Source organism: Enterococcus sp. RTP21361st1_A6_RTP21361_211029, from assembly GCF_040910045.1.
GTDB lineage: Bacteria > Bacillota > Bacilli > Lactobacillales > Enterococcaceae > Enterococcus_D > Enterococcus_D gallinarum.
In genome coordinates this window covers 1-21353 of sequence record NZ_JBDGBK010000054.1, presented here as the reverse complement: position 1 = coordinate 21353, position 21353 = coordinate 1, and the positions used below count along the sequence as shown (strand labels likewise).

Sequence of the window (21353 nt, the reverse complement as noted above, 5' to 3'; positions counted from 1 at the left end):
AAAATTCGAAACGAAGTAGATAAAAAGCTGTTCCAAGCTCGAGTTACGAGTTTGGAACAGCTTTTGTCTACAGTCTGTAACTAATAAGTTTTTCCATGAACCATATTTTTGATTGATAAACCACATACTTGGTGCAGAATTGGGATTTTCTAATAATTTCCTCTGATATTGACGGCTAGATTTTATTTCGTGTTTTTCGATAAATTGATTGATTAACAAAATCAGTTTTAGATCACTTAGATTCTTCCATACGATTCGTCCATCATCTTGTTTCACGATAAAAACTCCTAAAAACTATTTAGATAGAATCCTATCACATCAACTTTTTAGTAGAAAAGTGCATGTTTTGGCTTTTTCGAAAAAAGTCGACCCTTTTAGTAACTCGGGTTCAGAAGTTGCTAAATTCGGTAAATGTTTTGGTATTTTTCGTATTAAATTTGTCGTCAAATTGACTACGAAATTTTGCCCTATTTTGACGACACTGATAGTCAAAATCGGACAATCTAGGGCAATTTAATGGAATATGAATGAAAAATGATCCAAAATAGCCAATTGAGGCTTAAAACTGTGATAGTGAAAAAAGAAAAAGCCCTTGATATACAAGGACTTTTCACAGATTTCAGATTTCCAAGGAAGTTTCCCGTGTTTATCTTCTGATTTCTTTGATACGAGCTGCTTTTCCGTGTAATGCACGCAAGTAGTACAATTTTGCACGACGTACTTTACCGTAACGAACAACTTCGATTTGTGCAACACGTGGTGTGTGCAATGGGAAGGTACGTTCAACACCTACACCATTTGATACTTTACGAACGGTATAAGTTTCGCTAATACCAGCTCCGCGGCGTTTGATAACAACACCTTCAAATAACTGGATACGTTCGCGCGTTCCTTCAACAACTTTCGCATGAACGCGAACAGTGTCCCCAGGACGGAAAGCTGGGATGTCAGTACGTAATTGTTCTTGAGTTAATTCTTGAATCAATGGATTCATCTTTATCATTCTCCTTATTCCCAAACATTCTTAAAGCAATTTGCTCCAGCGGAATATCGTAATAGTTGAGTTTACACTCACTGAAATATCTTACCATAACTTTCCAGCTCATGTAAAGACAAATTTCTTGTCACCAGCTTTTTTTCCCGACATTTATTTTGTCTCTATAAAAAAGACAACGGACTAGACTGGTGCTTCTAGTATCCGTTGTGGTGGTTTCATTTGATTGCAGGTGCGATTCTAGATACTGAGATTTCTTACTTTGATTCATCCTCTGCCGAAGCTTCTTCGTCGATCTCTTGTAGCATTTTTTTCATTTCTGCTGTTAGGGGATAATCCGCCAACATATCAGGTCGCCGATGATAAGTTCGTCTCAAGGATTCTTTTAAGCGCCATTCTTCGATCAGTTTGTGGTTGCCGTTCATCAAGACTGGTGGGACCGTCATCCCTTGAAATTCTGCTGGTCGCGTGTACTGCGGGTGTTCAAGCAACCCTGTGGAGTGGGAATCAGTCTGCGCAGACGTCTCGTTTCCTAGCACTTCAGGCAGCAAACGAACGGTCGCATCGATCATCACCATCGCGCCTAATTCGCCACCAGTCAAAACATAATCCCCGAGAGAAACTTCATCCGTCACTAGCGAACGAATTCGTTCATCATACCCTTCATAATGTCCGCAGATAAATACCAGATGCTCTTCTTGCGAAAAAGATTCGGCCATTTTTTGATCGAATTTCTTACCGGCAGGGTCTAACAAGATAATACGTTTTTTGGTTTGCGGGGTGGCAGTTTCGATCGCTTTTAAATTATCATAGATCGGCTGAACTTTCAGCAGCATCCCTGCCCCTCCGCCATAAGGGTAGTCATCTACTGTTTGGTGTTTGTTGTCCGAAAATTCGCGAAAGTTTGAGACATTGATTTCTAGAAGCTCTTTTTCCCGAGCTTTTCCAATGATCGATTCCCCCATTGGGCCGTCAAACATTCTTGGGAATAAGGTTAAAACATCAATCCTCATCATCCAACAACCCTTCTGGGATCTCAATATGCACTTCGCCTTTATCCAAATCAATTTGCTTTACCACTGATTCGATGTAGGGAATCAACGCATCTTTTTTGCCTTTGCGTTGGACTACCCAAACATCATTGGCACCGGGAGATAGGATTTCTTTGATTTTTCCTAGTTCTCTGGCTTGCTCATCAATGACGGTCAAGCCGATGATTTCATGATAGTAATACTCATTTTCTGTTAGTTCGCTTAATTCGTCTTTTGAAACTTTTAAGATACCGTCTCGCAAAGGTTCCACATCATTGATCGTGGGGTACCCCTCGAATGTCAATAAATCAAAATTCTTGTGTTTACGATGACCAGCGACGGTTAATTCCAGCGGTGCTTTATTTTCTCGAAACAGTGTTAATCGTTGCCCTTTACGGTAGCGTTCTTCTGGGAAATCGGTTTGCGAGATCACTCGTACTTCTCCCCGGATTCCGTGGGTATTGACAATTTTTCCTACATTTAAAAATTCAGTCACGATTGGTCCTCATTTCCTTTATAATCCTTCTCATTTTAGCATGGGCAGTTAAGGAATTCTAGTGTTTTCCCGAGGTGGAACTGCTTGGATCATCAACAAGCATGGATTTTCCGCTCCCCAAAGGGTGGGAAATGTTTCGACAGGCAAAAATCCCATCGCCTCATAAAAACTTCGTGTACGTTGATAGTGTTGGTCTGGATGCGTCTCTGCCAATGTCTTAACCTGTAAAAAGGCCATACTTTCTCGTTGGCACCAACGGATGGCTTCTTGGATCAATTGGCTGCCGATTCCTTGATGGTGATCGGCTTTCAATACGCCCATAACATAGATCTCAGCAGTCGCTGGACTTGTTTTTACAAGGGTCAAAAAACCTTTGTTTTCTACAACGATCATTTCTTGATAGGCACTTTTTTCAACATAATCGGCAGTGCTTTCAGGCAGACCGAACCATTCCGGCAAATCAGCCAGAATGGTTTGTGCGATCTGTTTCTTTTCTCGAGGATCAGATAAATACGTAATCTGCATGACTTCGTCCTACACATTAGATTGGCTCTTTTATTGATTCATTGAGACAGCCATTTTCAATGCGGATAAAGGATCTTGATGTTGCAAGGTATAAGTGATCTTACCGTCTTGCCAAGAAACGCTGTTAGCCGTGTAATCTGACTTACCCATATCAACAGTGATTTGCCCAATACCTGGAGCAGGTAACATGGCTTCTTCTAAATAGGCCACGATTTTTTTTGCTACTGGCACGGGATCTTGATTTTCTTGATTGACTGCTCGTACCGTCAAGTTCCAATTGCCTTCTTGCCAACTTAGATAACTGGAACCAGCTGCACCTTGCATATGACCAGTGATGTTATGTCCTAGATCGACCGCCTGTCCGCCTTCATCAAGGTTCGCATGTACAGCCTCCGCCGCTTGGTCTTCATTTTCGTAAGCAGCATTTTTGTAGCTAGCGATTGGTGTCTCATTGTTCAATGATGGATCATTCAATTCTCGTTGATCATTTAACTGATAATAGAGGATAGAGAGTTGATCTGCCCCTTCGTCGGTTGCAGCATTCAAGGTCTTTTGCTCCGTCAGCGGCACCTCTGATGGCAAGCGATCCTGCGGAAAAGCAGCTGACAACTGATCCAGTGTTCCTGCTTGGGTAACTGTCTTACTTGAAGTTTGCGCGGCACTGCTGGAGGCTGCCTCACTACTACTGCTACTGCTTTCAGAAGAAATGGTTGTACTAGTATGAGTGCTTGAATGGGTTGACTCAGACTTATCCGTATTATTTTTCGTGTCGCATCCTGCTAATGCCCCAATGGCCAATACTGTCACTAGGAGACCTATTTCTTTTTTCATGATGATTTCCCCCTTTTTATTGAGCATACCCTTTCCAAAACAAAAAGACAAACAACTTTGCTTGTCTCCTGTTCCTAGCTAATCCTATTCGAAATCCAGCTTTGCAAGGCTTGCCAGCCGTCTTTTACCCATTGAATTCCTTGGTCCAAATAAGTTGGTAGTTGATCCCAGCGGAAATCTCGTGTCCATTGACTAACTTGCGTAAAGATGACATCCCGATAGATCCATAGTAAAATAGCAAAAACAATACGCCTAATATGCGCCAGATAAATGACCCCACTTTATAAATAAAGATCAAAACAAAAATAAATAGGATCCATGCAATCACTTGTGACATACTCCCGCCTCCTTTTTCTTATTATCTCAAAAATCAGCCGATCTGTCATAGGTCTTGAGCATGAACTAACAGGATAGAAAAAAAGCATCACTCAATGAGTGATGCGATCAATTACTTTCCATCAATGATATTTAAACGGACCTTTTTGGGGCCGTTGGTGCGAACCCCGTAAACGATCGTCCGGATTGCTTTAGCCACCCGACCTTGTTTACCAATGATTCGTCCGATATCTTCCGGAGCAACTGTAAGATTATATTCAAAGAAATCTTCTGATTCAACCACATCAAGCTGGATCTCCTCAGGTTTGGTCACTAATGGTGAAACGATCGTTAAGACTAATTCTTGCAAATCATTCATCCGTCGTCACCTTATTTCTTAGTGAATTTAGCTTCGTGGTGTTTTTTCATTACGCCTTCTTTTGAAAGAATATTGCGTACTGTATCAGAAGGTTGCGCACCTTTTGATAACCAATCAAGAATCAAATCTTCTTTGATTGTCACTTCAGCTGGGTCTTGCAAAGGATTGTAAGTACCTACTGTTTCGATGAAACGTCCGTCACGAGGAGAACGTGAATCTGCTACGACAATACGGTAAAAAGGTTTCTTTTTAGAACCCATGCGTTTTAAACGAATTTTTACTGCCATTATTTACACCTCCATTGTTTTAATCACAAGAGCTAGTTTAACAGGTTTTACTGACGGTGTAAAGAGTTTTTTCTTTACAGTCTCTTTTTTTCTGTTTCTTTCTTCTATAGGTTATCTTTTGCCAGATTTTCCTGCAACGCGTATCATTAGAGAGAGACAGTCATTATAGCTGAGACATCGCTTTATGAATGGATTTTCTAGGCAAATGCTTTTTATTTGTCAGTTTTACTTACTTTTGGTAAGATAAAACATGTAAAAGATATGAGGAGGAATTCAACATGACAAAAAAAATTGGTTTTATCGTTGGTAGTTTACGCGAAGGCTCTTATAACAAGCTGGTAGCGAAGAAATTTGCAGAATTATTGCCAGAAGGTTTCGAAGCTGTCTTTTTAGAAATCGGCAATCTCCCATTTTATAATGAAGACTTGGAAGTAGAAGGCAAAGTGCCTACTGAATGGACAACATTCCGTAATGAATTGCAAAGTGTGGACGGTGTATTCTTCTTTACACCAGAGTACAATCGTTCTGTACCAGCAGCATTGAAAAATGCCTTGGATGTCGGTTCACGTCCTTATGGAGCAAGCAGCTGGAGCGGGAAACCTGCTTTAGTCGTAAGTGTTTCACCAGGTGCGATCGCTGGTTTTGGTGCGAACCATCACCTGCGTCAATCATTGGTATTCTTAGATATGCCGACTTTGCAACAACCAGAAGCTTATATCGGTGGAATCATGAACTTGATCGATGAAAACAATACGATCAAAGAAGATACCGTCAACTTCTTCCAAACAATCGTTGACAACTACATCGACTTGTTTAACCGTTACAACTAAAAACCGGTCACGATTTTGTGACAGTCAGATAAGAAACGCACACTCACTGATCTATCCCATAAGGGAAACCAGTGAGTGTGCGTTTTTTTGCTGGATGGTTCAATGTAAACTCTGAGTGAATCATAAGGAAGTATCTGCAACACAGAAAAAGAGAAACTCAGAAAGCAAGCCATCTATTTCCGTTGATAGTGGATCTCTACGAGTTCACCCATTTGCGTCATATCCACGAATTGTAAACGAGTAGTATACTCTCCTGGCTCAAACAAGCGCTTGCCTGTTCCTAATAACACAGGAGCGATCTGTACATACCATTCATCAATCAGATCTGCTTCCAATAAAGGGTGCAATAACTTTCCACCGCCAACCAACCAAACCGTTTTCTCTTTTTTCAATTGTGATAAAAAAGCAACCGGGTCTTGATCCACAACTACTGCGTCCGTTAAATCGGTCTGCATCTGACGGGAAAACACATAATTTTCTTTTTCTGGATAGAGCTTCTCCGTCGCCAACATTTTTTTGGCTTCTTCGTACGTCTTACGGCCCATCGCTGTTGCATCAATCGTTTCAAAAAATTTCTCATACGTAGTACTTGTCCCCGTATCGGTCTCCAACAACCAGTCCAATTGATCCTTTGCTCCAGCTAAATAGCCATCTAAACTGATAGCGCCATAAAAAACCAGTTTTCCCATATAAGACTCCTCCTCGATTTTTCTCTTCTTTCTAACGTTCCTCGTAACAGATACAGCTTGTCAGGTGATCGTTAACCATTCCTACAGCTTCCATGAATGCATAGATTGTCGTCGTTCCTACAAACTTAAAGCCACGGGCTTTCAAATCTTTCGCCAAGCGATCAGAAATTGGTGAATGGGTGGGTACTTCTGATTGTGTTTGAAAATGATTGATGACGGGTCGATGGTCGACATAACGCCATAAAAAATCAGAAAAACTGCCGATTTCTTGCTGAATCGCTAATACGAGTTGTGCATTATGAACTGCCGCTTCTATTTTTCTGCGATTACGAATAATACCGGGATCATCCATCAGTGCTAGAATTTTTTCCTCCGAATAATTGGCTACTGTCTCAATATCAAAGTGATCATATGCTTGATCAAAATTTGACATCTTGTTCAAAATCGTTTGCCAACTCAGCCCTGCTTGATTCATATCTAAAACCAACTTACGAAACAACTGCTGATCATCATACTCCGGTTTCCCCCAGATATGATCATGGTACTCTTGCATTGCGGGACTACTTGTTGCCCAACCACAACGAGTCATAGTCACTCCTCCTTTTTGTCTTATTTTAGCAAAAGTTCTTTACTTTTGATAGTGTACTACGTATACTAGTACACATAAATGAAAGGGGCTGAGTACATGGTCATGATCAACAAGACAAGCAGCAAACCTTATTACGAGCAGCTGATATTGAGCATCAAAGAAGACATCTTGCATGGTGTTTTGAGACCGGGTGATCAAATTCCTTCGGTTCGTGAGATGGCCAAACGCTTGTTGATGAATCCAAATACCGTCAGCAAGGCCTACAAAATATTAGAAAATGAGCAGGTCTTGATCACCATCAAAGGCAAAGGAACGTTTGTCAAAGCACTGGACAGTGTTCCACGCGACGAGCGGCGCATCCAACAATTAAAAGAACGATTGAAAGAATTAGTGATCGAGGCAGGACATTTGCAGATCAGCATCCAAGAAATCACTGCTTGGGTCACTGTTTTTGAAGAAGAACTGGGAGGGATCAATAAATGAACCTAGAAGGCGTTACAAAGAAAATTGAAGGGACTACTATTCTAGAAGATGTTACATTTTCATTGCGCAAAAATGAAATCGTTGGCTTGATTGGGCGCAACGGCTCTGGAAAAACCACGCTTTTCCGTACACTCTCAGGACAGTACGCTTTAGACGGCGACGAAATCATGATTGATGGTCAATCATTGGCCCAGAAGCCACAACTAAAGGAAAACTTATTTTATATCGATGAAAAAGAGAACTTTTTAGCGGCGTATTCATTGAAAAAAATCAATGCCTTTTATCGTCTCGCTTATTCCCACTTTAATCAAAACCTTTATCTTGAGCTGATGCAGAGCAATGGATTGCCGCTTGGCCATTCGTATCGCCGAATGTCTAAAGGCATGCAAGGATTGTATAAAATGAGCTTAGCCATTGCTTCAAATGCCGATTACTTGCTATTGGACGAACCTTTTGACGGTTTAGATATTATTGTACGCAAAAAGGTCATTGGCCTTTTGTTAGAAAACTTGAGTGAATCTAATCGCACAGCCATCATCGCTTCTCATAATCTAAATGAGCTTGAGAACATTATCGACCGAGCCCTTTTAATCAAAGGAAGAACAATCGCTAAAGATTATCGGTTAGAAACGATGCGGGAAAATGCCCGTAAAATTCAATTCGTCTTTCGTGGGAAACAGGTACCGCCAATGATCAAACAGCATTCGAAATTGATCAATCGTCAAGGGCGGGTGATTGTTGCTTTGTTCGAAGAATACGACGCGGTATTAGAAGAACAGATCCGGCAACTAGAGCCGTTGCTCTTTGAAGAACTCCCATTGACCTTGGAAGATTTATTTGAAGCCAATTTGAGTCAAGAATCCTTGTTGAAAGGTTAGAGGTGAAAGAAAATGTTAAAACAAATTTATTGCCAGCGATATGGCAAACTGTTGCTTGGCTTTTGTCTGATCTTGGTTTTGATTTATGCAGGAATGGGCTGGGATACCCAACGTTCTTGGCACAATCAAAAGAACTATTTTGATTCAGAAGAATTCAAGAAAGATTTCCAAGAGCATCCTGATTACTATATTAAGGACTATAACGGAGAAAAACCAGTCTATTACTCATCGATCGATGAATACAAGGATGAAAACTTGCTCATTTATAATAGGCCGGTACCAGAAAGTAATGGACAGGATACGTATATTGCTAATTTCAATACCTCAGGCGCTTATTTTATTCTTCCATTATTGTTTGTTTTTGGTTTTCTTAGTTTTTTCATTGATCAAAAGACAAATTTCAATCGTTTTTTATTCTCATTGCCGTTTAAAAAACGACAGATTTTCCGTCAAAAAGCGGTTTTCTTATTTGCACCGGTCAGTTTCGCTTTAATCATTGGTATTTTGAGCAATATTTGCATTCGCTACTTGATGATTCCCTCCGAATATTTCCAAATTCCGCTATCAGATCTATTCGCATCTGGTGTTGGTACGTTTGTAGGAAATTTGGCAGTGACAGCCATCGGATCCTTCTTAGGGGTGCTTTTGGGCAATCTCTTTTTCGGTCCATTAACGATCGTTTTGATTTTTTTCTTGATGAGCGGTTTTTACAGTTTTTACTATAATCTGCAAGAATTTCTGAGCTTTTTCTTCTATGGAAAAGGGGGGCACTTAGTATTGAACAATCTTTGGAATGACTGGCCCAATGGCTTACCAGTCAATTGGTGGGCAGTCTTCGCCACACTACTCCTATCCTTGTTGTTGATTGCTGCTGCTCAAGAAGTGTTTGCCCGCATCTCCTTAGAAAATGACGGCGACTATCTGACGGTTCCCGCCTTTCGATTGCCCGTCTTTTTAGTGATGGCCATTGGTACTTGGTTCTACTTGATCAATATGAATTGGTTGCTGGTCCAACTCTATTATGATGACTTCTCTCAAACGAGAACTATCGTTTCGATTTGTATTTACTTAGTGGTCTGTCTTGTAGTCAGCTTCCTATTGGTTTATCCGAAAGCAATCAAAAAATGGTGGCATGCTCGTCGCTTTATGAATAGCCGGACTGTCAGCTAGCACTTCTTTGACAGTCTTCCTTTTTAAAAGAAAAAAACAACCGTTAACGAAATCGTTAACGGTTGTTTCAGTTAAATTAGCGGTTAGGCTTATCTTTATCGTCATGTTTATCAAAGAAATGATTCACTTTGCGAGAAACGTCATCTGCAAAGTCTTCTACTTTATCTTTCACTTTACCGTATTCGTTTTGGGTTTTCCCTTTTAATTCTTCGGAGTCATCGCCCGTAACTTTCCCTTTTGTTTCAGTAATTTTACCTTCAACTCGATCTTTGTTTGTCATCGTCACTTGCTCCTTTCAATTACTATAAATAAATAGTAGCATCTATCCGTCTAAAGCACGAATATTTTGCCTTGCAACGCGTTCAAGTACTTAATGAATCTACTTGGATCAGCTAGTTAAACCATCTATCCTTGCTCAGCCGATACATGTTCAAAGGTCGCTATATTACGTTTCAGCTATCGATCCAACTGATAGGTATTCCCTTTCCAAACAAGCAACTGACGAACAGAAGACCGCAAACGAAAAAAGCAACCGTAGTCGACCAAACCATCTTCTAGTATCAGAAATGATCCTGGAATCTTTTCGATACTTTTCATGGTGATTAGCATAACGGCTGCTTGCTTATTTCAGTTAATTATTTACGTTTTTTCTTTTTCTTCTTTTGTTTTTTGACCATTCGGTTCATGGCCATTTTACCTAATTTTCCTTTAACACCGCCGCCAAACATTTGATCCATACCCGGGATATTCATATTCCCTTTGGTCATTTGTTGCATCATTTTTCGGGATTCTTTGAATTGTTTGATCATCCGATTGACTTCGACCACGCTATTTCCAGACCCCGCTGCGATCCGACGACGACGACTTGGATTCAGCAAATCAGGATTCTCCCGTTCTGCAGGCGTCATTGAATAGACCATCGCTTTTTGACGCGCGATTTGTTTCGGATCGACTTTGACGTTTTCGATACCTGGCATTTGACTCATTCCTGGAATCATCTTCAAAAGATCTTCGATAGGTCCCATGCCCATCACTTGGTCGATCTGCTCAACAAAGTCATTGAAGTCGAAGGAATTTTCTTTCATTTTTTGCGCTAATTCTTCTGCTTTTTTCTCGTCGTAGTCTTGTTGGGCTTTTTCGATCAGCGTCAACATGTCTCCCATACCTAAAATACGGCTGGACATCCGATCAGGGTGAAAGACTTCTAAGTCTGTCAGTTTTTCCCCAGTACCGGTAAATTTGATTGGCGCACCAGTCACTTGTCGAATGGAAAGCGCAGCACCCCCACGAGTATCCCCATCTAGTTTCGTAATAACGACCCCAGTAATACCTAATTGTTGATTGAAGCTGTCGGCGACATTCACGGCATCTTGTCCAGTCATCGCATCAACGACTAAGAGGATTTCATTCGGCTGTGCTAACTCTTTGATCTGCTTCAATTCATCCATCAATGTTTCATCGATGTGTAAACGACCGGCAGTATCGATTAGGACATAATCATTTTTCTTTTCTCTTGCCAATGCCATCCCTTGACGAACGATCTCAACAGGACTGACATCGGTTCCCATATCAAAAACTGGTACATCTAATTGTTGGCCTAAAACTTTCAGCTGATCGATCGCTGCTGGACGGTACACGTCTCCTGCGATCATCAAAGGCCGCGCATTTTCTGTCTTGATCAAATGGTTGCCTAATTTCCCAGCAAATGTCGTTTTACCGGCCCCTTGCAGACCAGCCATCATAATAACAGTCGGGATTTTTGGTGATTTCTCAATACCAACTGTTTCAGAACCTAATGTTTTGGTCAGTTCCTCATCAACGATCTTGACGATTTGTTGCGCGGGAGATAAGCTGTCTAAGACTTCTGCTCCAACTGCACGGTCACGAACATTTTTGGTAAATTCCTTGACTACTTGTAAATTAACGTCGGCTTCTAATAAAGCCAAACGAATCTCCCGCATCATTTCTTTTACATCTGCTTCAGAAACTTTCCCTTTCTTACGCAGTTTGCTCATCGCCTGCTGTAGGCGTTCTGTTAAACTTTCAAATGCCATCTTTTTTTCATTCCTTTATTCTTCGATTTCTTGGATCTCTTCGATCAACGAGCGCAATGTCTCATCTTTGGGATAGTGCGTCTTGGTGTACTCAGATAATTGCTCCAACAAGTCTTCCCGCATCATATAATCCGAAAACATGTGTAGTTTTTTTTCATAGTCTTCAAGAATTTTTTCCGTTCGTTTGATATTATCATACACTGCTTGCCGACTTACATGGTATTCTTCTGCAATCTCACCTAATGAGAAGTCATCTGCATAATACAATTCCATATAATTCATCTGCTTCTCAGTTAACAGTGTAGAATAAAATTCAAACAACGCGTTCATTCGATTGGTTTTTTCAATCTCCATTATTTTCCTCCTGCTCAGCAAGCCAGTCGACATCCGACAGCACGGTCATTCCTTGTTGTTGAAAATAAGCACTGGCGACACCAACACCTTCTTTTTTGACTCCTGAAAAATTGCCGTCGTAAACAATCCGACTGCCGCAAGAAGGACTTTTTTCTTTTAAGATCAGTTGCGTGATCCCAAGATCGCGTAATTTTTGATAGGCAAGCTTTGCGCCGTTCATAAATTGTTCTGAGACATCTTCTCCAGTGACAGTAATGACTTTGGCTTTTTGTGACCAAACATCTCTACCGTCCCCACCAACAATTTCTGCTGGCTCACGAGGAATCGGCAACCCGCCAAGGACTTCTGGACAGACCATCACTGCTTGACCAGTTTGAACGAGTTCAACCAGTTGAGCAACCGCTTGATGCTGCCCGTCATAGCGGCACATGACCCCACCTAAACATGCACTGATTCCAATCATCGAACACCCTCAGCTTTCTTCTCAAATCGTCCTTTATTATAGCATTTATTTGTGGTAGACAATAGTACCAATTCTTTATTCATGCTAAAATATAGCTAGAACAACGTAAAATGATTGTTCCTTTGTTAAGAAAGGAGTTCATGATGAAAAAAATTCTCGTGGTAGATGATGAACCATCTATCGTTACTTTACTTACATTCAATTTAGAAAAAGAAGGATACCAAGTCGTTTCGGCTGTCGACGGTAAAATGGGGGTTGATCTGGCACTATCTGAAGATTTTGACTTCATTATCTTAGATGTGATGTTGCCGCAAATGGACGGTATCGAAATCACCAAGAAACTACGACAAGAAAAAATCGAGACCCCTATTTTAGTTTTAACCGCTAAAGATGATCCGATTGATCGGATTCTTGGGCTTGAAATCGGAGCAGATGATTATTTAACCAAGCCCTTTAGTCCTAGAGAAGTGCTTGCTCGGATGAAAGCAATCTTTAGACGGTTGGAACCGCGAGGCACTGCAGATCTTTCGGATCAGCCAGCAGAAATGTTGCAAATTGGTGACATTTTAGCAGACTTGACCAATTACCAAGTAAGCGTCAAGGGAGAAAAGATTTTTCTGACTCCAAAAGAGTTTGAACTGCTAATATACTTCATGAAACGGAAAGGCCGTGTGATCGACCGCGATACGCTGCTGAATCGCATTTGGAATTTTGACTTTGATGGCCAAAGCCGAATCGTTGATGTGCATATCAGTCATTTACGCGAAAAGCTGGAACGTGACCCGAAACATCCCGAGTATTTAGTGACAGTTCGCGGATTTGGTTATAAATTTCAGGAGCCTCATTCATGAAACGCTTTGGCTATGGCCTATGGAGTCTGCTATTAGCCGTACTGTTTATCATCTGCTGGCAGTTTCTTAGCAGCTTCTATCGCCAGCAAGTGATTGCCCAACAAGTAGACTTCTTGGAAGAAAAAGCGGCGATTTTCTTGAACCTTTCTGATAATCAACCAGCGACATTGCAACAATTTGCTGATGCCTATGTACAGGATAGTTCCAGCCGGATCACTTTATTGGACAAGGATGGGCGGATCATCTACGATACTTACGATTCGTCTTTAAAAGAAAGCAGAGCCAACCGACCTGAAGTGCAGGCAGTCTTAAAAGGTAGTAATCTGGGCCAGTCTTTGCGAAAAAGTGATACATTGAATGAAGAATTGCTGTATGTTGCGATCCCTGTCAAAGAAGATGGCAACTTGCAGCAAATTTTGCGGATCGCTGAACCAACGGCACCTTTTTTTGCTAAAAGCCAAACCATTCAGCGTTCGATCTTTTTCGTTTATCTCCTATTTTGTTTATTTGTCAGCTTTTTGACGTTTCATGCGTTACGTCAAAGAAATCGTCCTGTGCAGACTATTTTGCCTGTTCTAAAAAAAATGATTTCTTCTCCTGATCAACAGGCGATCATTATGCAAGAAACACCTGAGCATGATAACTTATACCAGACGATCAATCAATTGAGTGAACAAATGAGTCGAACCTATCAAGCTTATGCCGCTTCTGAGCAACAATTGTATGGCCTGTTGAATGAACTGATGATCGGGGTTTTTATCATTGATCAGGATGACCGATTGTTATTGCTGAACCCTACCATGCAAGAGCAGCTAGGGATCGAAGCATTGCCTCAATTGCCACAACCATTCACTGAAGTGATTCATGATACACAGTTGATTCAATTAATTTATCACATGAACGAGCAGACCCCTTCTTTACAAGAAGAAATTGCTTTGAGTGATGATCATCCGCGAGTTCTTGATGTAACATTGCGTCTCTTTAATGAAAATGAGTTGTTAGGGATCTCTTATGATCTGACTCGGGTGCGTCAATTAGAAAAAATGCAAAAAGATTTCGTCGGTAATGTTTCTCATGAATTGAAAACGCCAGTCACTTCTTTGATTGGTTTTACGGAAACATTATTGGATGGTGCCTTAGAAGATCGAGAAACATTGGTTTCGTTCCTTAAAATCATCCAAAAAGATGCCTATCGTCTAGAAAATTTGATTCAAGAGATTATTCTTTTATCCAAAGATAGTCATTCATTTGATTACACCGCACAAGAAATCAACCTTCGAGCATTGATTGAGCAAATCATCCGCTCCTATGAACCAATTGCACGAGAAAAACAGTTGTACTTTACCATCAATGGTCCTGAAGAATTGATTTTCATCTCAAAAAGAGAGCTACTGCAACCAATCTTGAAAAATTTGATTGAAAATGCAGTCAATTATTCCAAATCACAAGGGACCATCCAAGTTGACTATTCGTATCGAGCAAAACAATTACAGCTTTCAGTTCGTGACCAAGGGATCGGTATAGATCGAGAAGATCAAGTTCGGATCTTTGAACGTTTTTATCGCGTAGATAAAGCTCGTACGCGTAATTCAGGAGGAACCGGCTTAGGACTAGCCATCGTTAAAGATTATACGAAACTGTTAGGCGGCACTATCACAGTTGACAGCTTCCCAGGGGCTGGCTCAACATTTACGATCACACTTCCTCTTGAGACCAAAAAAAATTCAGGACCTGCGTAATCTATACGCAAGTCCTGAATTTTTTAGTTTACAGTCTTTTTTATGGAACGAGTCAACTTCTGTTATCAGTCAGCTTAGTTTATATTCGTAACATCCCCTTCAACACTACGTTCAACTTTCATTTCTGTGATTGGTAAGTATCCTAATTCTTTCACCACACCTTGTTGAATATCGTCACTCAACATGTAATCAAGAAATGTTTTGACGTTTGCATCTGGTTCGCCATTTGTATACATATGCTCGTAAGACCAAATTTTCCAGTCATTTGTAGCAATATTTTCTGGAGTTGCTTCAACACCGTCAATCGTTAATGCTTGTAAAGAATCATCCAGATAAGATAGAGCAAGATAGCTGATTGCTCCTGGTGTTTCTGTAACGATTTTGCGAACCGTTCCAGAAGAGTCTTGTTCTTGGGTTTGAATTGTTTCGGCCCCGTCAAGTCCCCATTTTTCAAATGTTGCCCGTGTACCACTACCAGAGGCACGGTTGATCACTGCGATCTCTTGGTCTTTTCCGCCAAGTTCAGACCAATTTTTGGTTTTACCAGTGAAGATATCAATCAAGTCCTGTTTGCTGATATCTTTAACACCAACTTCTTTATTCACTACAGGAGCCATTCCAACTACGGCGACTTTATGGTCTACCAATTTGCTAGCATCTACTCCGTCTTTTTCTTCAGCAAAAACATCAGAATTACCGATTGTTACAGCACCAGCTTCTACTTGGCTCAGTCCTGTGCCGCTACCGCCGCCTTGAACAGTAATCATATAGTTTGGATTTTCAGAGGTGAAACTTTCTTGTGCAGCTTGAACTAATGGTTGTAGTGCAGTTGATCCAACAGCCAAAATTTCTACATTTCCAGACGCTGCTCCTGAAGCACTTGATTCATTTGATGCTTGACCGCTATCAGCAGCATTTGATCCGCTATTTCCACAGCCAGCTAGTAATAGTCCTGTTGCTAAAATTAAGAATCCCAGTTTTTTCATTTGTTAAATCTCCTTTCGTTATATGCTTAGTTTAGCAACCCCTTGTAAACCCATGATTGATTTAAAGTAAAGAATAGATAAACCCATGTAAATCTTTTGTAAACATTAAAATGTATCGCTCGTCATTGTTCCTCTCTTTTCATTAAAGTGAAAAGAGCTTGCCTGGTTCCTTCTTAAAAAAGCAAAAGGTACAAGTGCCGCTGTGTGTTGTTCTTTATGACTCCATATTGGAGCTACACTTACTTTGCTTCGCACTGGCTTCTAGCGCGTTTGCGCTAAGACGAACTTGCATGCCACTCTTCGAGTGTCAATCGCAGTGATTCGCAGCAAAAGAGCGTCCCATTGGGACGCTCTGATGTGTTTATTGATTTGGTTGTTTCTTCATATAATTACTTAGTCGCTTCATGGCTTCTTGCAGGTTCTCTTGGCTGGCTGCGTAGCTTAGGCGTACATATCCTTCGGCTTCGGGTCCGAATGCGATCCCTGGTATGATTGCTAATTGATTTTTTTCTGCTAAATCAACACAGAATGCCATCGAATCTTGTTCATAACCGGTTGGGATTTTTGCAAATAAATAGAAAGCTCCTGACGGCTTGGCGATTTCAAAACCTAATGCTGTCATTTTTTCATAGAGAAAATCACGTCGCTGACGGTACTCGGCTTTCATAACTGCAGCATCATTGATTCCTTCAACTAACGCTCTTACAGCTGCTTTTTGTGAAATCGTTGAGGCTGCCGTTACTAAATATTGATGAACTTTGATAATTTGGGCAGTTAAGGCAACGGGAGCAAAGATAAAACCAATCCGCCAGCCAGTCATTGCATGTGATTTTGATAACCCATTGATCAAAAGAGTCTGTTCCGGTAAATATTCTGCGATCGATACATGGGGTGCGTCGTAAGAAAGTTCACTATAAATTTCATCACTAACGACAAACACAGGATATTTTTTCAGAACTTCCGCAAGTGCTTGAACTTCTTCACGAGAATAAACCACGCCGGTTGGATTACTAGGATAATTTAAGATAACCGCCTTGACCTGATCCCCATGCTCAATCAAAGCCGCTTCCAACATCTCCGGTGACAATACAAAATCGTTCGCTGTGGTATCTAAATAAATGGGGGTAGCGTGAGCTAGTTGAATCACAGGCTCATATCCGGGATAAATAGGTGCTGGCAAAAGGACTTTATCTCCTGGTTCCAGAATTGCTAATAAAGAAGCAGAGATTGCTTCAGTTGCACCGATAGTCACTAATACTTCTGATAACGGATCATAACTCAACTGATATTTTTCTTTTAAAAAAAGGCTTGCGGCTTCTCGAACATCCGTTAACCCGGCCATTCCTGAGTAATGGCTGTAATTTTGCTCAATTGCTTGAACACCAGCATTTTTGACATGATCCGGTGTATTGAAATCCGGTTCGCCTAATGTTAATTTCAAAATATCTGGTATACCAGATACCCGCTCATCAAATTTTCGAATCAAAGAAACAGCAATTTGATAGACTTCTTTGTTAAAACGCTGACTGACATCTGTCATCGTATCACTCCTATCCACACAAAGTTACCTTTTGTTATTGCTGTTAATCCTATCACATTTTGATCCGTAATTTAATACTTTCGCTAAAACAAAAAATAAAAATCTATTTGTTTGTATATTTGCAAACGATATTTATAAATGTTAGTATATAAATAAACGAAAGGAGATGATTAAAGTGAATACTATTCCCGCCACCTCTTTGTCTGACTATGAACATGGGTATCGTTCCACAAAAACACATTATCAATGCCTATTCTGCGATGTTAATTATGAAAAAGGACAAATTTATCCAACCTCTGATCGCTTTTATACCGCCAAAAAATGCATCTTATTACATCTAAATGAGGTCCATGGTGGTTTACTGAATGCATTGCTGTCATTAAGTCGCGAGCAGACAGGTTTGTCAGAAAGCCAACAAGAGATCTTATCATTATTTGCGCAAGGACTCAGCGATGCCGTCATCGCGCAACGTCTAGGTATCTCTAATTCGACAGTACGAAATCACCGCTTTAAATTAAAAGAAAAAGAACGGCAAGCGAAAGTCTTTTTAAGTATTATGGCACATTTAGAAGAACAAGATTTTGTTCTTCCCCATACAGGAGCAACCATGTTGGATGATCGTTATGCAATCACCAGCGAAGAAAGAGAAAAAATCATTGCGACTTACTTCGATCAAGATGGGGTGATTCATCAATTTCCAAGTAAGGAAAAACGCAAAATCGTGGTATTGAGTGTTTTGGCTCAAAAATTTGATTCTCAAAAAAATTATTCCGAAAGTGCCGTCAATGATATTTTGAAACAGTTTATTGCTGACTACGTCACTGTTCGCCGCTATTTGATCGAATACGGATTCATGCAGCGAACCAAAGATGGTAAAACCTATTGGTTGACGGTTGCTTAGTGGGTCGCTGAAAAGGGCTGAGACTTAGCTGTTATCTGATGGTACTTTTTGATCCTAATCAGGAGTATCCTTTTCAAACCTTTTGTCTCAGCCATTATTTCTATCGGTATCGACTAAACTCACACTATTACACTTACGCAAAAAAACAGTTATGCTGCAGCATAACTGTTAGTTTTCTTTAAGGAATATTTTTTTGATGATCAATTTATCAAAAAGCTGCGTTTGATTGTCTTGCTCGCCGATGACTTCGGCACTGATAGATTTTCCATCGGGCTTTTTGCGCAATTGATAGACAATCTTTCCGGTTTCTTTTAATTCATTGATCATGTCAACTACACCGCCAAAGCCTGTTTTGCGGGTAATAAAGCCTAATGCGACCATTCGTTCGTCCAAATTTTTTGCAGAAATCGTTGCCCCTGTGATCAATGCTTGCCGCATAATCTGTAAGAATTCTTCCAATCCCGCCACAGCTGGTTGATCCGGCTCTTCTTCCGCTAATGGCCGTTGATCCAGTTCCTGTAAGAGTGTTTCATATTGCTCTTGTGTCAGCATGACCCCCGCCACTTTTTCACGATTGAATACATATACTGCTGTTCCCGCTTCTCTCGCTTGATTAAATACATCCATCGGAGATTTTTTTACTTCAGTGATCGAAGTAGTGGGAACCTCTAACTTCTTCAGTTCCATTCTTAACGTCCTCCTTGTCTCAACGAACACATTATAGCATAAAGTCACTGGTCGATTGTAGGTTTATTTCGACGGCTTTGCCGTTAAATCACCAAAGAATCTTCGATTCTCAACTGACTAAAAAACCGAATCAGTTTGTTTCGGTCGTTCTCCTGCTTACAAGAGAATCAATGGAAACAAACGATTCGGTTTTTTGTCACTCATCAATTTTGAGTGTCATAGCATTGATTGCTACTACGATTGTGCTTAGTGACATCAAAACGGCGCCGACAGCGGGATTTAAAATGATACCAATTGGTGCTAGGATTCCTGCAGCTAAGGGAATCGTCACAATATTGTACCCTGCTCCCCACCAAAGGTTTTGAATCATTTTCCGTCTAGTTTTATGAGCCAGTTCAAGAAAATGCAGAATATCATTAGGGTTACTATTGGTCAAAACAACATCTGCGGAATCAATCGCGACATCTGTTCCAGCGCCGATAGCAATACCGATCGTTGCCCGAGCCAAGCTTGGGGCATCATTGATACCATCACCAACCATCGCTACCCGTTGTTTCTTATTCAGATAATCAGCAACGATTCGTTCTTTATCTTCTGGCAATAATTCAGCAAAATACGCATCGATGCCTAGATAAGTTGCCACTGCCTTAGCAGCTGCTTGATTGTCTCCAGTTAACATCACTGGTGTAATCCCTTGTTTCTTCAATGTTTCGATGAAATTTACCGCCTCTGGTTTGATTTTGTCTCCCAAAGCTACGAGTCCTTCGACTTGATCGCCTTTCACCAAGTAGCTAATGGTGTTCCCTTGTTCTTGATATTTATTCAATTGGTCCGGATCAATGGTTGTCTGATACTTTTCGATCCCTTTTTGATTGACGATCTGCCATTTCTCCCCAGCAATCATCCCTTCGATCCCGATACCAGAATGCGCTTGGATTCCAGTCGCTTCCTTCGGCTGAACATTTTCCTTTTTTGCTTGCGCTAAGATGCCATCAGCAATAGGATGATTGGCCGATTGTTCCAGCCCTGCTAGATAGGCTAGTAGTTCATCTGCTGTATAGTCACCAAAGCTTTCAATTCCTGTGACCGAGAAAGTTCCTTGTGTTAAAGTACCGGTTTTATCAAGTAACAAATAGTCTAGATCATGGGCATTTTCCAGTGCATTACGATTTTTTAATAATAAGCCGTTTTTAGCAGCAATTGATGTCGAACGTGCGACAACCAACGGAATGGCTAATCCAAGTGCATGAGGACAGGCAATGACAAAAACAGTTACCATCCGATCCAGCGCTGTTGGCAAATCCGCTGCGAACACCCAAATTACAAATGCGGTAATTCCGACGACCAATGCAATATAGAACAACCATTTTGCCACTTTATCTGACAAAGCTTCCAATTTTGATTTATCCGCCTGCGCTTGACGAACCATTTCCATTACTTTTGAAAGATAGCTCTCATCACCGGTTCCTGTTACTTCAATAGTAATCGTTCCATTTCCATTTACGGAACCCCCGATTACCTTCGAACCGGACTCTCTCGCTACTCTACGGGACTCACCCGTAACTGCGGATTCATCAATCGTGGTTGCCCCTTCTTTGATGATACCGTCTGTAGGGATTTTGTCACCCGCTCGTACGATCAAACGATCATTTTTCTTCACTGTGTCCAGTGGTATCTTTTCTTCAGAACCATCTACCTTTTTACGAGTTACTTCATCAGGCAATAATTCAGCTAATTTTTGCAATGCATTCCCTGCATTGGACACAGCGTTCATCTCGATCCAATGTCCTAAAAGCATGATCACGATCAATGAAGCCAGTTCCCAAAAGAAGTCCATGACATGTGCGCCATGCATGAAATGATTCGCGATAAACGCGTAAATACTATAGACATAAGAGACTGTTATCCCCATAGCAATCAACGTCATCATTGCTGGACTCTTTCGCTGCAGTTCCATCTTCGCTCCGCTCAAGAAAGGCTGACCGCCATAGAAGAACAAAATCGTGGCTAAAATCATCACTAGCCAGTCAGACCCTGGAAAAGTGAACTGAAAAGGCAATTCAAGCCCCATCATAGGGGATAAAAGAATAATCGGGATTGCTAAAACCAAGGAAAGCCAAAACTTTTGTTTGAAATTCCCCATATGCATACTATGATCCATTCCACTCATGCCATGATCCATGTGGCTATGATCCATCTTACTATGATCCATCTTACTGTGATCCATCTTACTGTGATCCATCTTACTGTGATCCATCTTACTGTGATCCATCTTACTGTG

General features: G+C 40.9%; 25 protein-coding genes and 1 pseudogene. 7 read left to right on the top strand and 19 right to left on the bottom strand.

All coding sequences use genetic code 11. From position 1 onward, the window contains the following. Positions 1-75: 75 nt before the first annotated feature. The 9 genes and pseudogenes from AB5Z52_RS10665 to rpsP form a co-directional block, all read right to left on the bottom strand. Positions 76-276, bottom strand: a pseudogene (locus AB5Z52_RS10665) (hypothetical protein); the annotation flags it as partial. 370 nt (positions 277-646) lie between these two features. Continuing rightward, on the bottom strand, positions 647-994 hold the full coding sequence (gene rplS, locus AB5Z52_RS10660; RefSeq protein WP_002357176.1) for a 50S ribosomal protein L19: 348 nt from the start codon (positions 992-994) through the stop codon (positions 647-649). A gap of 257 nt (positions 995-1251) precedes the next feature. Beyond that, positions 1252-2007 (bottom strand): tRNA (guanosine(37)-N1)-methyltransferase TrmD, encoded by a 756-nt coding sequence (gene trmD, locus AB5Z52_RS10655; RefSeq protein WP_003127691.1) that lies wholly within the window; start codon positions 2005-2007, stop codon positions 1252-1254. Continuing rightward, entirely contained in the window at positions 1997-2521 is a 525-nt protein-coding gene (gene rimM, locus AB5Z52_RS10650) for a ribosome maturation factor RimM (protein ID WP_003127690.1), read from the bottom strand. The genes trmD and rimM overlap by 11 nt, the downstream gene beginning before the upstream one ends. Before the next feature lie 48 nt (positions 2522-2569). Beyond that, positions 2570-3046, bottom strand: a complete 477-nt coding sequence (locus AB5Z52_RS10645; protein WP_288551781.1) for an N-acetyltransferase — start codon at positions 3044-3046, stop codon at positions 2570-2572. 30 nt (positions 3047-3076) lie between these two features. Then, positions 3077-3877, bottom strand: a complete 801-nt coding sequence (locus tag AB5Z52_RS10640; protein ID WP_288551782.1) for a hypothetical protein — start codon at positions 3875-3877, stop codon at positions 3077-3079. A gap of 124 nt (positions 3878-4001) precedes the next feature. Further along, on the bottom strand, positions 4002-4214 hold the full coding sequence (locus AB5Z52_RS10635; RefSeq protein ID WP_368243469.1) for a hypothetical protein: 213 nt from the start codon (positions 4212-4214) through the stop codon (positions 4002-4004). Between the two features lie 111 nt (positions 4215-4325). Next, the gene (locus AB5Z52_RS10630; protein ID WP_003127686.1) at positions 4326-4571 is read right to left on the bottom strand and encodes a KH domain-containing protein; all 246 of its coding nucleotides are present in this window, start codon (positions 4569-4571) and stop codon (positions 4326-4328) included. 11 nt (positions 4572-4582) lie between these two features. Next, positions 4583-4858, bottom strand: a complete 276-nt coding sequence (gene rpsP / locus AB5Z52_RS10625; protein ID WP_003127685.1) for a 30S ribosomal protein S16 — start codon at positions 4856-4858, stop codon at positions 4583-4585. 278 nt (positions 4859-5136) lie between these two features. Between rpsP and AB5Z52_RS10620 the strand changes: the two genes are divergently transcribed. After that, entirely contained in the window at positions 5137-5688 is a 552-nt protein-coding gene (locus tag AB5Z52_RS10620) for an NADPH-dependent FMN reductase (RefSeq protein ID WP_003127684.1), read from the top strand. A 173-nt stretch (positions 5689-5861) separates the two neighbouring features. Here AB5Z52_RS10620 and AB5Z52_RS10615 read toward each other — a convergent pair whose 3' ends face one another. Both AB5Z52_RS10615 and AB5Z52_RS10610 read right to left on the bottom strand, forming a co-directional pair. Next, entirely contained in the window at positions 5862-6377 is a 516-nt protein-coding gene (locus AB5Z52_RS10615; RefSeq protein ID WP_005471936.1) for a dihydrofolate reductase family protein, read from the bottom strand. Positions 6378-6408: 31 nt separating this feature from the next. Then, positions 6409-6966 (bottom strand): DNA-3-methyladenine glycosylase I, encoded by a 558-nt coding sequence (locus AB5Z52_RS10610; protein WP_288551784.1) that lies wholly within the window; start codon positions 6964-6966, stop codon positions 6409-6411. 96 nt (positions 6967-7062) lie between these two features. On the opposite strand from AB5Z52_RS10610, the gene AB5Z52_RS10605 reads away from it, so the two are divergent. The 3 genes from AB5Z52_RS10605 to AB5Z52_RS10595 are packed head-to-tail and all read left to right on the top strand — an operon-like array spanning position 7063 to position 9497. Beyond that, positions 7063-7449, top strand: coding sequence for a GntR family transcriptional regulator (locus AB5Z52_RS10605; RefSeq protein WP_003127681.1), 387 nt, complete (start codon positions 7063-7065; stop codon positions 7447-7449). After that, the gene (locus AB5Z52_RS10600; RefSeq protein ID WP_288551785.1) at positions 7446-8327 is read left to right on the top strand and encodes an ATP-binding cassette domain-containing protein; all 882 of its coding nucleotides are present in this window, start codon (positions 7446-7448) and stop codon (positions 8325-8327) included. The genes AB5Z52_RS10605 and AB5Z52_RS10600 overlap by 4 nt, the downstream gene beginning before the upstream one ends. Before the next feature lie 12 nt (positions 8328-8339). Next, positions 8340-9497 (top strand): ABC-2 transporter permease, encoded by a 1158-nt coding sequence (locus tag AB5Z52_RS10595; protein ID WP_288551786.1) that lies wholly within the window; start codon positions 8340-8342, stop codon positions 9495-9497. A 76-nt stretch (positions 9498-9573) separates the two neighbouring features. Here the strand turns inward: AB5Z52_RS10595 and AB5Z52_RS10590 are convergent, their stop codons facing one another. The 4 genes from AB5Z52_RS10590 to AB5Z52_RS10575 form a co-directional block, all read right to left on the bottom strand. Continuing rightward, positions 9574-9777, bottom strand: a complete 204-nt coding sequence (locus tag AB5Z52_RS10590) for a CsbD family protein (RefSeq protein ID WP_096710927.1) — start codon at positions 9775-9777, stop codon at positions 9574-9576. Between the two features lie 355 nt (positions 9778-10132). Beyond that, on the bottom strand, positions 10133-11551 hold the full coding sequence (ffh, locus tag AB5Z52_RS10585) for a signal recognition particle protein (protein ID WP_288551787.1): 1419 nt from the start codon (positions 11549-11551) through the stop codon (positions 10133-10135). Positions 11552-11566: 15 nt separating this feature from the next. Further along, complete coding sequence (locus AB5Z52_RS10580) at positions 11567-11905, bottom strand: putative DNA-binding protein (protein WP_003127676.1); 339 nt, start codon at positions 11903-11905, stop codon at positions 11567-11569. Continuing rightward, a complete protein-coding gene (locus tag AB5Z52_RS10575) occupies positions 11895-12368 on the bottom strand; it encodes a DUF523 domain-containing protein (protein ID WP_081131248.1) in 474 nt (157 codons plus the stop codon). Before AB5Z52_RS10575 ends, AB5Z52_RS10580 begins: the two co-directional genes overlap by 11 nt. A gap of 143 nt (positions 12369-12511) precedes the next feature. Between AB5Z52_RS10575 and AB5Z52_RS10570 the strand changes: the two genes are divergently transcribed. Both AB5Z52_RS10570 and pnpS read left to right on the top strand, forming a co-directional pair. After that, entirely contained in the window at positions 12512-13219 is a 708-nt protein-coding gene (locus AB5Z52_RS10570) for a response regulator transcription factor (RefSeq protein ID WP_003127674.1), read from the top strand. Then, positions 13216-14958, top strand: a complete 1743-nt coding sequence (gene pnpS, locus AB5Z52_RS10565) for a two-component system histidine kinase PnpS (protein ID WP_288551788.1) — start codon at positions 13216-13218, stop codon at positions 14956-14958. Before AB5Z52_RS10570 ends, pnpS begins: the two co-directional genes overlap by 4 nt. A gap of 74 nt (positions 14959-15032) precedes the next feature. On the opposite strand, the gene AB5Z52_RS10560 is transcribed toward pnpS, so the two are convergent. Together AB5Z52_RS10560 and AB5Z52_RS10555 are read right to left on the bottom strand one after the other, a co-directional pair. After that, on the bottom strand, positions 15033-15944 hold the full coding sequence (locus AB5Z52_RS10560) for a phosphate ABC transporter substrate-binding protein PstS family protein (RefSeq protein ID WP_368243471.1): 912 nt from the start codon (positions 15942-15944) through the stop codon (positions 15033-15035). A gap of 361 nt (positions 15945-16305) precedes the next feature. Continuing rightward, positions 16306-17484 (bottom strand): pyridoxal phosphate-dependent aminotransferase, encoded by a 1179-nt coding sequence (locus AB5Z52_RS10555; RefSeq protein ID WP_288551790.1) that lies wholly within the window; start codon positions 17482-17484, stop codon positions 16306-16308. 175 nt (positions 17485-17659) lie between these two features. Between AB5Z52_RS10555 and AB5Z52_RS10550 the strand changes: the two genes are divergently transcribed. After that, entirely contained in the window at positions 17660-18385 is a 726-nt protein-coding gene (locus AB5Z52_RS10550; protein ID WP_231293198.1) for a DUF2087 domain-containing protein, read from the top strand. 168 nt (positions 18386-18553) lie between these two features. On the opposite strand, the gene AB5Z52_RS10545 is transcribed toward AB5Z52_RS10550, so the two are convergent. After that, a complete protein-coding gene (locus AB5Z52_RS10545) occupies positions 18554-19072 on the bottom strand; it encodes a prevent-host-death protein (protein ID WP_029487167.1) in 519 nt (172 codons plus the stop codon). Between the two features lie 196 nt (positions 19073-19268). Further along, the coding region (locus tag AB5Z52_RS10540; RefSeq protein ID WP_368266908.1) for a heavy metal translocating P-type ATPase at positions 19269-21353 on the bottom strand (2085 nt) is incomplete at its 5' end.

Excerpts from the sequence above, each read along its gene's own strand:
- rplS (WP_002357176.1), bottom strand. The coding sequence starts at position 994 with ATGAATCCATTGATTCAAGAATTAACTCAAGAACAATTACGTACTGAC.
- trmD (WP_003127691.1), bottom strand. The coding sequence starts at position 2,007 with ATGAGGATTGATGTTTTAACCTTATTCCCAAGAATGTTTGACGGCCCA.
- AB5Z52_RS10645 (WP_288551781.1), bottom strand. The coding sequence starts at position 3,046 with ATGCAGATTACGTATTTATCTGATCCTCGAGAAAAGAAACAGATCGCA.
- AB5Z52_RS10640 (WP_288551782.1), bottom strand. The coding sequence starts at position 3,877 with ATGAAAAAAGAAATAGGTCTCCTAGTGACAGTATTGGCCATTGGGGCA.
- AB5Z52_RS10635 (WP_368243469.1), bottom strand. The coding sequence starts at position 4,214 with ATGTCACAAGTGATTGCATGGATCCTATTTATTTTTGTTTTGATCTTT.
- AB5Z52_RS10630 (WP_003127686.1), bottom strand. The coding sequence starts at position 4,571 with ATGAATGATTTGCAAGAATTAGTCTTAACGATCGTTTCACCATTAGTG.
- rpsP (WP_003127685.1), bottom strand. The coding sequence starts at position 4,858 with ATGGCAGTAAAAATTCGTTTAAAACGCATGGGTTCTAAAAAGAAACCT.
- AB5Z52_RS10620 (WP_003127684.1), top strand. The coding sequence starts at position 5,137 with ATGACAAAAAAAATTGGTTTTATCGTTGGTAGTTTACGCGAAGGCTCT.
- AB5Z52_RS10615 (WP_005471936.1), bottom strand. The coding sequence starts at position 6,377 with ATGGGAAAACTGGTTTTTTATGGCGCTATCAGTTTAGATGGCTATTTA.
- AB5Z52_RS10610 (WP_288551784.1), bottom strand. The coding sequence starts at position 6,966 with ATGACTCGTTGTGGTTGGGCAACAAGTAGTCCCGCAATGCAAGAGTAC.
- AB5Z52_RS10605 (WP_003127681.1), top strand. The coding sequence starts at position 7,063 with ATGGTCATGATCAACAAGACAAGCAGCAAACCTTATTACGAGCAGCTG.
- AB5Z52_RS10600 (WP_288551785.1), top strand. The coding sequence starts at position 7,446 with ATGAACCTAGAAGGCGTTACAAAGAAAATTGAAGGGACTACTATTCTA.
- AB5Z52_RS10595 (WP_288551786.1), top strand. The coding sequence starts at position 8,340 with ATGTTAAAACAAATTTATTGCCAGCGATATGGCAAACTGTTGCTTGGC.
- AB5Z52_RS10590 (WP_096710927.1), bottom strand. The coding sequence starts at position 9,777 with ATGACAAACAAAGATCGAGTTGAAGGTAAAATTACTGAAACAAAAGGG.
- ffh (WP_288551787.1), bottom strand. The coding sequence starts at position 11,551 with ATGGCATTTGAAAGTTTAACAGAACGCCTACAGCAGGCGATGAGCAAA.
- AB5Z52_RS10580 (WP_003127676.1), bottom strand. The coding sequence starts at position 11,905 with ATGGAGATTGAAAAAACCAATCGAATGAACGCGTTGTTTGAATTTTAT.
- AB5Z52_RS10575 (WP_081131248.1), bottom strand. The coding sequence starts at position 12,368 with ATGATTGGAATCAGTGCATGTTTAGGTGGGGTCATGTGCCGCTATGAC.
- AB5Z52_RS10570 (WP_003127674.1), top strand. The coding sequence starts at position 12,512 with ATGAAAAAAATTCTCGTGGTAGATGATGAACCATCTATCGTTACTTTA.
- pnpS (WP_288551788.1), top strand. The coding sequence starts at position 13,216 with ATGAAACGCTTTGGCTATGGCCTATGGAGTCTGCTATTAGCCGTACTG.
- AB5Z52_RS10560 (WP_368243471.1), bottom strand. The coding sequence starts at position 15,944 with ATGAAAAAACTGGGATTCTTAATTTTAGCAACAGGACTATTACTAGCT.
- AB5Z52_RS10555 (WP_288551790.1), bottom strand. The coding sequence starts at position 17,484 with ATGACAGATGTCAGTCAGCGTTTTAACAAAGAAGTCTATCAAATTGCT.
- AB5Z52_RS10545 (WP_029487167.1), bottom strand. The coding sequence starts at position 19,072 with ATGGAACTGAAGAAGTTAGAGGTTCCCACTACTTCGATCACTGAAGTA.